This is a genomic window from Methylobacterium sp. E-041, assembly GCF_022829665.1.
Classification (GTDB): Bacteria; Pseudomonadota; Alphaproteobacteria; order Rhizobiales; family Beijerinckiaceae; genus Methylobacterium.
This window is the reverse complement of record NZ_JAKSYQ010000228.1, coordinates 12,048-25,718: the sequence shown is the minus strand read 5'-3', so window position 1 is coordinate 25,718 and position 13,671 is coordinate 12,048. Positions and strand designations below refer to the sequence as shown.

Genomic DNA, 13,671 nt, shown 5'->3' with positions numbered 1-13,671 from the left:
ACGGCAAAGTTCCGCTGCGCTTCGCCGCGCCGTTCGACCCCGCGGGACAGGACCGAGGGGAACGGGCGTTGCGGTGCGGCGTTTTCGCGCCGGAGAACCGTACCGATCACCAGCGAGCCGATGCGATGGCCCTCTTCTCTCGAACCCATCCGACCGGCGTCCCGCTCGTCGGGACCGCGCGCCTCGACGCGATGAGCCGGACGCTGGCGCGCAACTGGTGGCTCGTCGCCCTGCGCGGCGTCGTCGCCATCCTGTTCGGCGTGATGGCCTTCGTGGCGCCGGCCGCCTTCGTCTTGTCGCTGGTGTGGTTCTTCGCCGCCTACATGGTCGTCGACGGCGTGTTCGCGATCGTCGCCTCGGTCCGGGCGGCACAGGCCCACGAGCGTTGGGGCTTCCTGCTGATCGAGGGCCTGCTCGACATCCTGGTCGGCGTCGCGGCCTTCTTCGTGCCCGGCGCCGCCGTCTGGGCCTTCGTCCTGCTCGTCGCGATCTGGGCAATCGTCACGGGCGCGCTGATGATCGCGGCCGCCTTCCGCCTGCACCTGCATTTCGGACGCTGGTGGCTCGGCCTCGGCGGCGTAGTCTCGATCCTGTTCGGTGCGGTGCTGCTCGTCGAGCCGGGCATGTCGGCGCTGGTGCTCACCTGGTGGCTCGGCGCCTACGCCGTCGCCTTCGGCGTCCTGCTGGTCGTCCTCGGCTTCCGCCTGCGCGACCGCCACGAGGCGGCCGGCTCGCCGATGCCCTTCCGCCACGGCGTCTGAGAGACCGGACGTCCCGGCGGACGCCACACGGCATAGCTTCGCTCCGCCCGATCGTTCTAGAACGGCAGCGCCGGCGGGGCTGTGGTGTCGCACGGGCCGCCGTTCAGGAACACGATGCCTTCACCCGATCCGGATCGACGCCCCCCCGACGACGCCTCGCCCGATGCCGGTGCCGCGGCGCGGGAGGCGGCTGCCGCCGCCAAGGTGCTGGCGCGCCAGCTCGGCATCCTCGCAGCCGGTGCCGCGCGCGGCGCCGGGCGCAGGGGCCGGGAGGCGGCGCGCGCCACCGGATCGCTCGTCGGGGGCCTCGCGGCACGCCGCCGATCCAAAACTCCGGCCGAGGCTGACGCCCCCATCGCGGGACCGGCGACCGCCGGGTCCGCGCCGTCGCGCTTCGCCATCCGCGGGCGTCCGCTGCGCCCCGCGCTCCTGGTCGCCGGCGCCGTCGTCGCGTTGCCGCTCGTTGCGCTGGCCGGCTACGTCCTGTTCGCGTTCCTGACGCTGCCGCCGCTCGGCGGTGTGGTGATCGACCAGGGCCAGCGCGCGCTCACCGTCGAGGCCGACGACGGCCGGGTCTTCGCCACCCGCGGCGCGTTCCGGGGGCAGCCGATCACCAAGGCGGAGCTTCCGCCGCATCTCGCTCAGGCGATCGTCGCCATCGAGGATCGGCGCTTCTACAGCCATTGGGGCATCGACCTGCGCGGGCTGGTGCGCGCGGCCTGGCGCAACGCCGTCGGCGGCGGGGTGCGCGAGGGCGGCTCGTCGATCACGCAGCAATATGTCCGGCTGACGTCGCTCAACCAGGAGAAGACCCTGCGCCGCAAGATCCAGGAGGCCTTCCTGGCGTTGCGGGTCGAGTCTGAGATGAGCAAGGACGACATCCTCCTCGGCTACCTCAACACCGCCTATTTCGGGGCCGGCGCCTACGGTGCCGACGCGGCGGCGCGGCGCTACTTCGGCAAGGGCGCGAAGGCGCTGACCCTGCCGGAAGCGGCGATGCTCGCCGGGCTGGTGCGGGCGCCCTCGCAGCTCGCCCCGACGCGCAACTTCGGCGGCGCCAAGGAGCGCGCCGACGTGGTGCTGCAGACCATGGTCGAGACCGGCGCGATCACCGCGGAGGCCGCCGACGCGGCGCGGGCCAAGACCGTGACGCTGCGCACGCCGCCGGAGACGCCGCCGGGCAGCAACTACTTCCTCGACCTCCTCGCCGCCGACGCCAAGAAGCTCACCGACGCGCCGGGCGACCTCACCGTGCGCTCGACCCTCAACCTCGACCTCCAGAGCCTCGCCGAGGGAATCGTCGCACGCCGCCTCGACGCCGAGGGCGGCAAGAAGAAGATCGGCCAAGGCGCGCTCGTCGCGATGTCGAAGGACGGCGCGATCCTCGCGATGGTGGGCGGGCGCGACTACGAGGACAGCCAGTTCAACCGCGCGACCCAGGCCAAGCGCCAGGCCGGCTCGCTGTTCAAGCTGTTCGTCTACCTCACCGCCTACGAGAACGGGCTGACCCCGGAGACCGTGCTGGTCGACCGCCCGGTGCAGATCGGCGACTGGGAGCCGCAGAACGCCAACAACCGGTTCCGCGGCGCCGTGCCGCTGCGGACCGCCTTCGCGCTCTCGATCAACACGGTGGCGGCCCAGCTCGGCGAGGAGCTCGGCATCCCGGCCGTGATCGCGACGGCGAAATCCCTCGGGGTGCAGTCCGATCTGCCGAACGTGCCGAGCCTCGCGCTCGGCTCGGCCGAGGTGACGCTGCTGGAGATGACACGCGCCTATGCCGGCGTTCTGGCCAACCGCACGCCGGTGGAAAGCTTCGACATCCACGCGATCCGCGGCGGAGCGCCGGCCCCGCTCTATCTGCGCCCCGACGCCAAGCCCGCCGCCGGCCTGCCGGGCGACAGCCGCACGATGATGCTCGATTCGCTGCAGGCGGTGGTCGACGGCGGAACCGGCAAGGGCGCGCGCGTGTCCGGCTTGGCCGTCGGCGGCAAGACCGGGACGACGCAGGATTACCGCGACGCCTGGTTCATCGGCATGACGCCCGACATGGTCGTGGGCGTCTGGGTCGGCAACGACGACAATTCCGCGATGAACCGCGTCGGCGGCGGCGACGTCCCGGCCTCGATCTTCCGCGATTTCGTGCAGCGGGCCTCGGCGCAGATGGCCAAGGGCCGCAAGCGCCCCTCGGCGGTCAAGGCCGAGCCGCAGCCGGCCGAAGCGGCGCCGCCCGCGCCCGCAGCCTCCGCGCCGGCCGCCGGCCCCGAGGCGCGCGGCGTGCCCGAGGTGATCGATACCGGGACCCTGTCGTTCCGCGGCCGCACCGTGCGGCTCGCCGGCGTCGACGGCCAGGGCGGCCACCTCGCCCGCCAGCTCGCGCGCTACCTGCGCCGCCGCGAGGTGGTGTGCGCGCCCGATGCCGGCGGAACCCAAGGCACCCGCTGCCGCATCGACGGCGACGACCTCGCCGCGCTGATCCTCTCGGCCGGCGGCGCCCGCGCCAGCGAGGACGCGCCGCCCGACCTGCTCGCGGCGGAGGAGCAGGCGCGGTCGGAACGCACCGGGATGTGGGGCGGGCGCCGCTGAAGAAACGTGTCGGCTTACCCGGGGCCTTCCATCCGATCCGGGCCCGCGGCGATCGACGAAGCGCTCCGGTTGGAGGCGGCCGTTCATAACGCGTTGTAGAACCCGATCGCCTCCTCGAGCTCGCGCTCCTCGTAGCCGAAATGCGAGATCACGATCTGCTCGAAGGTCTCGTAGATCCTGCTCAGGGCGAGGGCGTAGTCCCGGTGCGGATCCACGGCGATGGCGCGCGCGATCTGCAGGATGCGTTCGAGCAGGGCGTGCACGGTCCGGTGCTCGGCGCCCAGGCGGTCGAGAACCGGGCGCATGCTTGCGTCCTGCCTGATGGCCGGGAAGACGCTGCCTTCCTCGATGTCGTGATGCATCTGGAGCATCTGGCATTGTTGCCCGCACAGGTTGCCGAACGCGCGGTAGTTCGCGACCATCGACAGGGACGCGACGCCCTCGGACACGGCCTCGACGGTGCCGGTCCCCGACCGGAACCGGTCGAGCGCAGCGCGGACGGCGGCAAGCTCGGCGAGGTGGTGCCGGTGATACAGGCCCAGGCGCCGCCCTCGGGCGCGTTGCATCGGGGTGACGCCGGGGATGGCCGGTGCCCTGGGCCGGGTCGCGTCGTCCAGGAAGGGGATCCCTTCCAGGGTCAGGATGGGTTCGACCGTCATGGCGGGCAGGCTTTCGCTTCGGAACTCGTGGGAAGGGCGAGGGACCGGGTTCGCGCCTCCGCGTCAGCCCGCCGGTTGGCGCCTCATCAGCTCCATGTTCTCGCGGTAGAGCAATTGGAGGCTCTTGAAGACGCCGGCGAGATACGACGCGTAGGTCGGCAGGGTGTCTGCGGCGACGCCCGCGCGTGTCGCGAAATGCGCGACGATGGCATCGGACTCGGCGGTGAGGACGCCGGGCGTCAGCTCGGCCGTCGGATAGGCGACCTGGGTTCCGGTTCGTGCGAGAAGGCTGCCGATCGCCTTCTGCTCCTTCGTGCCTGGGACGAACTCCCGCAAGGTCACGTGGTCGAGCTGCCCGGTTTCCAGGAGGAACAGGCGGACCTTGAAGCAGAACGGGCAGCCGGCCATCAGGTAGATGACGGGCTTGAACGGGGTATCGGTCATCGTCGGGTTTCCTGTTCGATGCGGGCTCGAAAGGTCGATGCGGCCGGAGCAAACGACGTCCGCCGCTATCCTGAGAGGCATCAGCACAGCCGGGCGACGGCGAGGCTTGCGACCAGCAGCAGGATCGCCGGCGCGGGCGAGGACGGCAGCGCCGGGAGGTGGGCGAGGATCGCGCCTGTCATGTTCGCCGCGAGCCAGACGGCACCGAAGAACCCGTAGCCCGGCACCAGGAGGGTCGCGGCTCCGACGACCTCGATCACGCCCGTGACGATCCTGAGCCATTGCCCGAGGCCGATCTGATCGAAGAACTGGATCATGATCGGAACGCCGCCGCGCCTGGCACCGCCGGTTTCCAGGAAGGCGACGACGAGCAACGCCGTCAGGATCGGAACGCCGGCGCGCTTGGCACCGCCGGCCCCCAGGCAGGCGACGACGAGCAACGCCGTCAGGATCGGGACGGTGATGTCGCGAGCGCGCGCGGGCGCAGCTGCAGGAGCGACGAGGGTCTGCGACATGCGCGATCTCCTTGCTGGACGGTGAAGCCGGAGAGATCGCCGGTCGCGCGCGCCGATGCACGGGGTTCCGTCTCGTGCCTCGGTTTCGATTAGTGACCGGGTCATGATATGAGTTCGCGGAGCCGTCGCAAGACGGCACAAACCGGATACCGAGGTTACATGGATGTGACCGCGTCCCAGGCGAAGCACTCGCCCGAGTGCCTGCGCGTCTCGCAACTGCTGTCGCGCATCGGCGACAAGTGGACCGTGCTCGTGATCATGCTGTTGCGTGAGCGCGCGTGCCGTTTCAGCGAACTCAAGCGCGGCGTCGACGGGATTTCGCAGCGGATGCTGACCCTCACGCTGCGCCATCTCGAGCGGGATGGTCTGGTGACCCGGACGGTGACGCCGACCATCCCGCCGCGCGTCGACTACGAACTCACGGAGATCGGGCATTCCCTTGCGGAGCCGATCCAGGCGCTCGGGCGATGGGCGTTCGACAACCTCGCCCGGATCGACGCCGCACAGGCATCGTACGATGCGCGCGCGGAGGCGGCCTGACGCCACCCCATCGCACCCGTGGATTCACTGGCGTCGGTGACGGGCTCCGTCAGCGCTCGACGGCGTCCCCTGCGGCATGATCGGACGGCGCCGGGACATGCGGCGCGTGCTGTGGCGGTCACCGCGCAGGATGTCGAGGAAGCCCGATGCGAGCGGAAACGGAAGGCCCCCCGCTGCCGCATCGGCGGCGGCGACCCCGCCGCGTTGATCCTCTCTGCCGGTGGCGCCCGTGCCTTCGAGGGTCGGGTTCGGCGACAGACGGCCGTCGCCCTATCGGTCCGCGAGCCAAACGGCCTGACGCGGTCGCCGGCGGCTGCTAGCGTCCGATCCGACTCGAACAAGAACGTCTGCGGGAGGTCACGATGCGGAAACCCGTCCTGGGTCTCGCCTGGGCGCTGCTGAGCTTCGGGTCACCGGCTCTGGCCGAGCCTGCGCCCGACCATCCGGCGACCTTCAAGCCGGCGCAGCGCGAGGGCTACTTCTTCGTCGGCGGCGCCTACGAGACGGTCGCGGGCAAGGGTGCCGCCGTCGGGCAGATGTTCGTGCAGTATCACGCGCCGGTCGAGTTGGCGCAGCCCTATCCCGTGGTGATGGTGCACGGCACGGCGCAGACCGGCGTGAACTTCCTCGGCACGCCGGACGGGCGTCCCGGCTGGGTCGATCGGTTCGTCGAGAAGGGGTTTGCCGTCTACGTCGTCGATCAGGTCGGCCGCGGCCGGTCCGGCGACGATCCGGACGCCTACGGCCCCTATGCGCGGCTCGCGCCGAACGACCTGGAGACGATCTTCACCGGGCAGGAGCGCTTCGACCTGTTTCCGCAGGCCAAGCTTCACACCCGCTGGCCGGGCGGGGCCGGCGTGAGGGGCAACGCGGCGTTCGACCAGTTCTACTTCTCGCAGGTGCCGTTCATCGCCAGCGCCCTGCGCAGCGAGGAGCTCGTCGACCCCGCGCTGATCGCGCTGCTCGAGAAGATCGGGCCGTCCGTCCTGCTGACGCATTCGCAGGCCGGCGTGTTCGGATGGGCGGTGTCGGACCGGCGCCCCGACCTGGTGAAGGCGCATGTCGCGGTCGAGCCGAACGGGCCGACCTTCTACGACATCCGCTTCAAGGGGGGAGCGGACTGGTACGAGAAGGTCGGCGAGGCGCGTGCCCGGCCCTACGGCATCACCCGCGTGCCACTCACCTTCGATCCGCCGGTCTCGACCCCGACCGACCTCGTCGTAGCGCAGTCCGAGGCGCCGCTCCGTCCCGGCCAGATCCGCTGCTGGCTCCAGGCCGAGCCGGCACGCAAGCTGCCGAATCTCGCCCGCGTGCCGGCCGTGATCGTGACGGCCGAGGCCTCGTTCCGCGCGACGATGGACGACTGCACCGGCGCCTTCCTCGAGCAGGCGGGCGCCAAGCCCGACCGCTTGGCGTTGGCCGAGCACGGCATCCACGGCAACGGCCACATGATGATGCTGGAGACCAACAACGGCGAGGTCGCCGACGCGATCATCGGATGGATCACCGGCAGGATGAAGTAGCGGCGCGGCCTACCGGAACGGCGGCTCGTCGAAGCTGCGCAGCTTGCGCGAGTGCAGGCCGTGGCGGTCGCCGCGCAGGATGTCGAGGGCGGCGAGCCCGATCAGCAGGTGCTCGGCCACCGCCCGCTCGTAGAACGCGTTGGCCGCGCCCGGCAGCTTGATCTCGCCGTGCAGCGGCTTGTCGGAGACGCAGAGCAGCGTGCCGTAGGGCACCCGCAGGCGGTAGCCCTGCGCGGCGATCGTCCCGCTCTCCATGTCGACGCCGATGGCGCGGCTGAGGTTGATCCGGCGGCGTTCCTGGCTGAAGCGCAGCTCCCAGTTGCGGTCGTCGTAGGTGACGACCGTGCCGGTGCGCAGGCGCCGCTTCAGCGCGTCGGCCTTCTCGCCCGTGACCTGCGCGGCCGCGGCCTGGAGCGCGAGCTGCACCTCGGCGAGCGCCGGCACCGGAACGTCCGGCGGCACCAGCTCGTCGAGGATGCGGTCGCGGCGCATGTAGCCGTGGGCGAGCACGTAGTCGCCGATGGTCTGTGACTGTCGCAGGCCGCCGCAATGCCCGACCATCAGCCAGCAATGCGGGCGCAGCACCGCGAGGTGATCGGTGATCGTCTTCGCGTTCGAGGGGCCGACGCCGATATTGACCAGCGTCGTGCCCTGCGCGGTGCCGTCGGCACCTTCGGACGCGAGGTGGTAGGCCGGCATCTGGAAGCGGTGCCAGGGCGAGGCGGCCATCAGCGCCGCCGGGTCGGCGGAGGCGGCCTCGCCGCGCGTCACGGTGATGCCCCCCGGCATGACCAACTTGGTGAAGCCCTCCGTGCCGGAGGCGAGGCGCTCCAGCCCGTGGCGGACGAACTGGTCGACGTAGCGGTGGTAGTTGGTCAGCAGGATCCAGGGCTGGACCTCGCGCCAGTCGCAGCCGGTGTAGTGCACGAGGCGACGGAGCGAGTAATCGACCCGCACGGCGTCGAACAGGGCGAGCGGGCGCGGCTCGTCGGCCATCGGCTGCCAGGTCCCGTCGGCGATCTCGTCGCCGACGAGCGAGAGCAGCGGCACCGGGAACCAAGTCGCGAGCTCGGCCGGGCTGACGCGTCCCGCGCCGAGGTCGGTGCCGGGCTCGAGCACGTAGGAATACGGGATCTCCTGCGCGCTCAGGCCGACCTCGAGCCCGACCCCGTAATCGGCCACCAGCGGCTCGAGCTGCGCCGTCAGGTAGGCGCGAAAGTCGGCGGGGCTGGTGACGGTGGTGCTGTAGGTGCCCGGCGCCTGCATCTTGGCGGTCGCGCGGCTGATGCGCGGGACCGGGCCGGCGGGCCGGTAGGTCACGCGAAGCTCCGGGTAGCGGAACTGCAGCCGCTCGGCGGCGTCCGGCGGCTTGCCGCCGTCCAGCGTGCGGGTCAGCGCGGTGCGGAGGGCCTGGGTCGCGCCGGCATGCAGCTCGACCAGCCGGTCGACGGCCGTCGCGACGTCGGCCACCGCCTCCATCAGGCGCAGTTCGTTCTCGATCACGCGCGTTCCCCGTTCAGATCCTGCCTGGCCCGTCCCGCCCGGCTCTACACCCCGGCGCCCGTGCGCGCGAGGCGGGGCTTGCGGTCGGCGTCGCGTTGCCCGAAAGCCGGCGGATGACCGATCGGGATGCCAAGAACGCGACCAGCATGGACGCCGCCGGCGACGCGTTCGCGCGCCGCGCGGACGAGGAGGCCGTCGCCCTCCCCGATCGCGCCGATGCCGGGCTCCACTTCATCGGCCGCATCCACACGCCGTGGACGGTTCGCGGAGACTGCCCGAAGAACGGGCTGCAGACCGACGCGGCCTGCACCGTCGCGGTCGATCCGCGCTACGCGCCGGGCCTGCAGAACGTCGAGGGCGCGAGCCACCTGATCCTGCTGTACTGGATGGACCGGGCCGAGCGCGGCCTGCTGGTGCAGCGCCCGCGCCACGCCGACGGCAGCCGCGGCACGTTCTCGCTGCGCTCGCCGGCGCGGCCGAACCCGATCGCGCTCTCGGTGGTGGAGCTGCTCGGACGCGACGGCGCGACCCTGACGGTGCGCGGTCTCGACTGCCTCGACGGCACCCCGCTCCTCGACATCAAGCCCTACTACGCGACGACCGATTCCCGGCCCGACGCGACGGTGGACCGGGCCGGAACCGCCCGCGCATGAGGCGCCGCATCGTCGCCGGCCTCGCCGGTCTCGCCCTCGTCGGCACCGGCATCCTGCTCGGGCGGATGCTCGCGGTCGCGCCGGTCAACGTCCGCGCCTACGCGCAGGGCCGGCTCACCGCGGTGCAGGTCCATCTCGACGAGGCGCCCGCCGACTACGTCTTCCTGGCCGGCGATTCCCACGCCGAGTTGGAAACGCCGGCACAGCGGCCCTGCGGCCTGGAACTCGTGAACGGCGGCGTCAGCGGCGCCAGCGCGCCGGTCTACGCCGACCTCGTCGCGACCCTGCGGTTTCCGGTCCGGCCGCGGGCGGCGGTGCTGACGATCGGCACCAACGACATCCTGGCCAAGAACCACCCGCGCGAGGCCGCGGCGGCGGCGCGCTACGAGGCGGCGGCGACGCGGATCATCCAACAGCTGACGACGAACACGGATCGCCTCGTCGTGACGGCGCTGCCGCCGATCGGTCGCGCGCTCGACGGGCGCCTCGACCCACTCGCGGTCGCGGATTACTCAGGTCGGCTCAAAACCCTGTGCGCCCGGCTCGGCTGCCGCTTCGCCGATCCCTTCGCCGCGATCCGCGACGGGGCGACGGGCTTCGCCAAGCCCGGCACGATGCGCGACGGGCTCCACCTTGCGGCCTACCGGCCCGTGCTCGGCGCGCTCGCGCCGGCCCTGTGCGACCCTGCGCCGCCCTGATCGGATCCCCGCACGGCCGAAAAGGTTGTGTCGGCGGAGACAAGTTTCCAGCCGGCAGGTGCGCGACGGGTGCGATCGGGTCTAAGTATTCCGGATACTGGGACGATCCGGCAACGCGCGAGCGGATGCACGGAGGAGCACGTCTCGGCGGGGCATGGTCAATGGGTGGATCGATCGCCGGCGCACAGGAATCCCCCGCGGTGAGCCGGGACGAGCCCGCCATCGTCGATCCCGACGTCTACGTGCCGGCACTGCTGACGCACCTGTCGAACACGCTGACCAACAACGCCTCGATCTTCTACCGGCAGCATTTCGGGGTCGGCCTGACCGACTGGCGGATCATGTACCGGCTCGCCTCCGAGCCGTGGATCACCGCACACCGGATCTGCGAGCTGTCGGCCCTCGACAAGGCCGTGGTGAGCCGCAGCATCGCCTGGATGGAGAGCCGCGGCCTGGTGCTGATCCAGGGCGACGCGAAGGACGCCCGCCGCCGCCTGCTGGCGCTGTCGCCCGCCGGCCTCGACCTGCACAACCGCATCACCGTCGTGGCGCTGGAGCGCGAGCGCAACTTCCTCGCCGCGCTCAGCGCGGACGAGGTCGCCGAGACGATCCGCCTGCTGACGAAGCTGGTCGACAACCTCGGTGCGTTCTCGAAGCCGGTGGCGATCCCGCCCGAGGCGGTCGCCCCCGACGAGACCGCGCCGCCGACCTCGCCGCGCCGGCCGATCAAGCCGCGGTAGCGGGCGGGCGGCTCGGGGCCGGCGGCCGGATCCGGTACCAGCCGACGTAGAGCGCCGGCAGGAAGAACAGCGTCAGGAAGGTCGCCGCGATGATGCCGCCGATCATCGCGTAGGCCATCGGCCCCCAGAACACCTCGCGGGCGATCGGGACCATGCCGAGGCTCGCCGCCGCGGCCGTCAGCAGGATCGGGCGCATGCGGTGGCGGGTCGCCTCCACCACCGCGTCCCAGGGCCCGAGGCCGTCGGCCTCGCATTCCTCGATCTGGCTCACCAGGATCACCGCGTTGCGGATGATGATGCCGATCAGCGCCAGGATGCCGAGGATCGCGACGAAGCCCATCGGCTTGCCCGAGGGCAGCAGCGCCGCGACGACGCCGATGAGCCCGAGCGGGGCCACGCTCGACACCAGGAACAGCTTCTGCACGCTCTGCAGCTGGATCATCAGGAACACCGCCATCGTCAGCAGCATCACCGGCACCACCGCGGCGATCGGGCCCTGGCCCTTGGCCGCCTCCTCGACCGCGCCGCCGGTGGCGAGCGCGTAACCCTCCGGCAGGGCCGCGGCGAACGCGTCGATGTCGGCGGCGAGCGCCGCCACGATGGTCGGCGGCTGCGTCGCGTCGATGATCGGGGCGCGCACCGTCAGCGTCGCGACCCGGTCGCGGCGCCAGACGATCGGCTGCTCCAGGTCGTAGGCGATCCGCGCGAAGGCGAGCAACGGCACCACCGAGCCGTTGGCGAGCGTCACCTGCAGGCTCTGCAGGGTGTCGAGCGAGGTCCGTTCCGCCGCCTGCGCCCGCCCGATCACGTTGACGAGGTAGATCGAGTCGCGCACCTGCGTGATCGCCGTGCCGCCGACGACGCCGTTGAGGATGCCGGCGATGTCCTGGCTGGTGACGCCGAGCTGACGTGCCTTGTCCTGCAGGATCTCGACCCGCAGCACCTTGCCGGGCTCGTTCCAGTCGAAGGTCGGCACGCCGACATGCGGGCTCTTGGCAACGATATCGGCGAGCGCGAGCGCCTTTGCGCGGACCACCTGGAGGTCGGGCCCGCTCAAGCGGTACTGGATCGGCCGGCCGACCGGGGGGCCGAGCGAGAGCGGGTTCACGAACACGTCGGTGCCGACGAAGTCGCGCTTCGCCCGCTCCTCGAGCTTGGGGAACAGGCGGTCGCGCGCCTCCAGCGACTTCGTCACCACGACGACCTGCCCGAAGAAGCTGTTGGCGAGCTGCTGGTCGAGAGGCAGGTAGAAGCGCACCGCCCCCTGGCCGACATAGGACGACCAGCGCTCGACGTCGGGGTTGCCCGTCAGGGTCGCCTCGAAACGGTCCATCTGGGCCTGCGTCTCGGTAACCGTCGCGTTCTGCGGCAGGGTGAAGTCGACCAGGATTTCGGTGCGGTCGGAGGCAGGGAAGAACTGCTGCTGCACGAAGGTCATGCCGTACATCGACAGGCCGAGCAGCGCGACGCAGCCCGCGACGGTGAGCCAGCGGAAGCGCATCGCGGCGACGAGCGCGCGCAGGAACAACCGCCCCATCCGGCCGGGCTCGTGGCTGTGCTTCTTCATGGTCTTGGGCAGCAGCGTCACGCCGATCAGCGGCGCGAACAGCACGGCCACCACCCACGAGACCAGGAGCGAGGCGGCGATCACCACGAACAGCGAGTAGGTGTACTCGCCGGCCGACGAGCCGTTGAAGCCGATCGGCAGGAAGCCGGCCACCGTCACCAGGGTGCCGGTCAGCATCGGGAAGGCGGTCGAGGTGTAGGCGAAGGTCGCGGCCTTCTTCAGCGAATCGCCGAGCTCGAGCCGCGCGACCATCATCTCGACGGTGATCATCGCGTCGTCGACGAGCAGGCCCAGCGCGATGATCAGCGCACCGAGCGAGATGCGCTGCAGGGTGACGCCCATGATCTGCATCACGACGAAGACGATGGCCAACACCAGCGGGATCGAGATCGAGACCACGAGGCCGGCGCGGATGCCGAGGCTGAGGAAGCTGACCGCGAGCACGATCACCACCGCCTCGAGAAGCGCCTGGGTGAAGCCACCGACCGCCTCCTCGACGATCCGCGGCTGGTCCGAGACGAGGTGGATGCCGACGCCGATCGGCAGCTTCGCCTCGATCAGGCGCATGCGCGCCTTCAGGTCCTCGCCGAAATGCAGCAGGTTGGCGTTCGGCCGCATGGCGATCGCCAGCCCGATCGCCGGCTTGCCGTCGACGCGGAACAGCGCGGCCGGCGGGTCCTCGTAGCCGCGGCTGATCTCGGCGACGTCCGACAGGCGGAAGAAGCGGTCGTTGACCCGCAGGTTGATGGTCTCCAGCGAGGTCTCGGACGAGAACTGCCCGCTCACCCGCACCGAGACCCGCTCCGGCCCGGCCTGGACGACGCCCGAGGGCGAGATCGCGTTCTGGCTCTGCAGCGTCTTGATCAGCGACTGGATGTCGATGCCGTAGCCGGCGAGCTTGCGCGTCGAGAAGTCGAGGAAGATCGTCTCCTTCTGCGTGCCGAGCAGCAGCGTCTTGCCGATGTTGGGTACCTTCAGGATCTCGGTGCGCACGCCCTCGACGTAGTCGCGCAGCTGGCGGTGGCTCAGGCCGTCGGCGGTGAAGCCGTAGACGTTGCCGTAGACGTCGCCGAACTCGTCGTTGAAGAACGGCCCCTGCATCCCCTGCGGGAAGGTACCCTGGATGTCGCCGAGGCGCTTGCGGACCTGGTAGAACGACGGCTGGATCTCGGACGCCTTCGTGGTGTCGCGCAGCTGCACGAACACCGTCGCGTTGCCCGGCGTGGTGTAGCTGCGGACGTAGTCCAGGGTCGCGACCTGCTGCAGCTCCTTCTCGATCCGGTCGGTGACCTGCTCGAGCGTGTCGCCGATGGTGGCGCCCGGCCATACCGCCTGAACCACCATCGTCTTGATCGCGAAGGGCGGGTCCTCCTCGCGGCCGAGCCCGCGATAGGCGAGCGTGCCGGCCACCAGGCAGATCGCCATGAGGAACCACACGAACGAGCGGTGCGAGAGCGCCCATTCCGATGCGTTGAAGCTACCCAC

At 71.0% G+C, this 13,671-nt stretch carries 12 protein-coding genes; 7 read left to right on the top strand and 5 right to left on the bottom strand.

Annotation, left to right across the window (positions count from 1 at the left end; genetic code table 11):
- The first annotated feature begins 125 nt into the window (after positions 1–125).
- Both MKK70_RS20645 and MKK70_RS20640 read left to right on the top strand, forming a co-directional pair.
- Positions 126–761, top strand: a complete 636-nt coding sequence (locus tag MKK70_RS20645) for an HdeD family acid-resistance protein (protein WP_243949597.1) — start codon at positions 126–128, stop codon at positions 759–761.
- A gap of 114 nt (positions 762–875) precedes the next feature.
- Positions 876–3,344, top strand: coding sequence for a PBP1A family penicillin-binding protein (locus MKK70_RS20640; RefSeq protein WP_243949595.1), 2,469 nt, complete (start codon positions 876–878; stop codon positions 3,342–3,344).
- An 83-nt stretch (positions 3,345–3,427) separates the two neighbouring features.
- Here the strand turns inward: MKK70_RS20640 and MKK70_RS20635 are convergent, their stop codons facing one another.
- From MKK70_RS20635 to MKK70_RS20625, 3 genes are all read right to left on the bottom strand, one after another.
- Complete coding sequence (locus MKK70_RS20635; protein WP_243949593.1) at positions 3,428–4,003, bottom strand: hemerythrin domain-containing protein; 576 nt, start codon at positions 4,001–4,003, stop codon at positions 3,428–3,430.
- Positions 4,004–4,066: 63 nt separating this feature from the next.
- Positions 4,067–4,447 carry a glutathione S-transferase N-terminal domain-containing protein gene (locus tag MKK70_RS20630; protein ID WP_243949592.1) on the bottom strand — a complete coding sequence of 127 codons (381 nt, stop codon included), beginning with the start codon at positions 4,445–4,447 and terminating at the stop codon, positions 4,067–4,069.
- Positions 4,448–4,527: 80 nt separating this feature from the next.
- On the bottom strand, positions 4,528–4,962 hold the full coding sequence (locus MKK70_RS20625; RefSeq protein ID WP_243949590.1) for a DoxX family protein: 435 nt from the start codon (positions 4,960–4,962) through the stop codon (positions 4,528–4,530).
- A 159-nt stretch (positions 4,963–5,121) separates the two neighbouring features.
- Here MKK70_RS20625 and MKK70_RS20620 point away from each other — a divergent pair, with 159 nt between their 5' ends.
- Both MKK70_RS20620 and MKK70_RS20615 read left to right on the top strand, forming a co-directional pair.
- Positions 5,122–5,502, top strand: coding sequence for a winged helix-turn-helix transcriptional regulator (locus MKK70_RS20620; RefSeq protein WP_147841832.1), 381 nt, complete (start codon positions 5,122–5,124; stop codon positions 5,500–5,502).
- A gap of 362 nt (positions 5,503–5,864) precedes the next feature.
- Complete coding sequence (locus MKK70_RS20615) at positions 5,865–7,025, top strand: alpha/beta hydrolase (protein ID WP_243949588.1); 1,161 nt, start codon at positions 5,865–5,867, stop codon at positions 7,023–7,025.
- A gap of 9 nt (positions 7,026–7,034) precedes the next feature.
- Here the strand turns inward: MKK70_RS20615 and MKK70_RS20610 are convergent, their stop codons facing one another.
- On the bottom strand, positions 7,035–8,528 hold the full coding sequence (locus MKK70_RS20610; RefSeq protein WP_409568303.1) for an AMP nucleosidase: 1,494 nt from the start codon (positions 8,526–8,528) through the stop codon (positions 7,035–7,037).
- A 113-nt stretch (positions 8,529–8,641) separates the two neighbouring features.
- On the opposite strand from MKK70_RS20610, the gene tsaA reads away from it, so the two are divergent.
- From tsaA to MKK70_RS20595, 3 genes are all read left to right on the top strand, one after another.
- A complete protein-coding gene (tsaA, locus tag MKK70_RS20605; protein ID WP_409568302.1) occupies positions 8,642–9,181 on the top strand; it encodes a tRNA (N6-threonylcarbamoyladenosine(37)-N6)-methyltransferase TrmO in 540 nt (179 codons plus the stop codon).
- Positions 9,178–9,879 (top strand): SGNH/GDSL hydrolase family protein, encoded by a 702-nt coding sequence (locus MKK70_RS20600; protein ID WP_243949586.1) that lies wholly within the window; start codon positions 9,178–9,180, stop codon positions 9,877–9,879. Before tsaA ends, MKK70_RS20600 begins: the two co-directional genes overlap by 4 nt.
- Before the next feature lie 200 nt (positions 9,880–10,079).
- Positions 10,080–10,619 carry a MarR family winged helix-turn-helix transcriptional regulator gene (locus tag MKK70_RS20595; protein WP_210246686.1) on the top strand — a complete coding sequence of 180 codons (540 nt, stop codon included), beginning with the start codon at positions 10,080–10,082 and terminating at the stop codon, positions 10,617–10,619.
- Here the strand turns inward: MKK70_RS20595 and MKK70_RS20590 are convergent.
- Positions 10,606–13,671, bottom strand: coding sequence for an efflux RND transporter permease subunit (locus MKK70_RS20590; RefSeq protein WP_313899104.1), 3,066 nt, complete (start codon positions 13,669–13,671; stop codon positions 10,606–10,608). The genes MKK70_RS20595 and MKK70_RS20590 overlap by 14 nt on opposite strands.

Bases quoted from the DNA above. Each gene is read 5' to 3' on its own strand.
- MKK70_RS20615 (WP_243949588.1), top strand. From the start codon at position 5,865: ATGCGGAAACCCGTCCTGGGTCTCGCCTGGGCGCTGCTGAGCTTCGGG.
- tsaA (WP_409568302.1), top strand. From the start codon at position 8,642: ATGACCGATCGGGATGCCAAGAACGCGACCAGCATGGACGCCGCCGGC.
- MKK70_RS20625 (WP_243949590.1), bottom strand. From the start codon at position 4,962: ATGTCGCAGACCCTCGTCGCTCCTGCAGCTGCGCCCGCGCGCGCTCGC.
- MKK70_RS20640 (WP_243949595.1), top strand. From the start codon at position 876: ATGCCTTCACCCGATCCGGATCGACGCCCCCCCGACGACGCCTCGCCC.
- MKK70_RS20620 (WP_147841832.1), top strand. From the start codon at position 5,122: ATGGATGTGACCGCGTCCCAGGCGAAGCACTCGCCCGAGTGCCTGCGC.
- MKK70_RS20645 (WP_243949597.1), top strand. From the start codon at position 126: ATGGCCCTCTTCTCTCGAACCCATCCGACCGGCGTCCCGCTCGTCGGG.
- MKK70_RS20635 (WP_243949593.1), bottom strand. From the start codon at position 4,003: ATGACGGTCGAACCCATCCTGACCCTGGAAGGGATCCCCTTCCTGGAC.
- MKK70_RS20600 (WP_243949586.1), top strand. From the start codon at position 9,178: ATGAGGCGCCGCATCGTCGCCGGCCTCGCCGGTCTCGCCCTCGTCGGC.
- MKK70_RS20630 (WP_243949592.1), bottom strand. From the start codon at position 4,447: ATGACCGATACCCCGTTCAAGCCCGTCATCTACCTGATGGCCGGCTGC.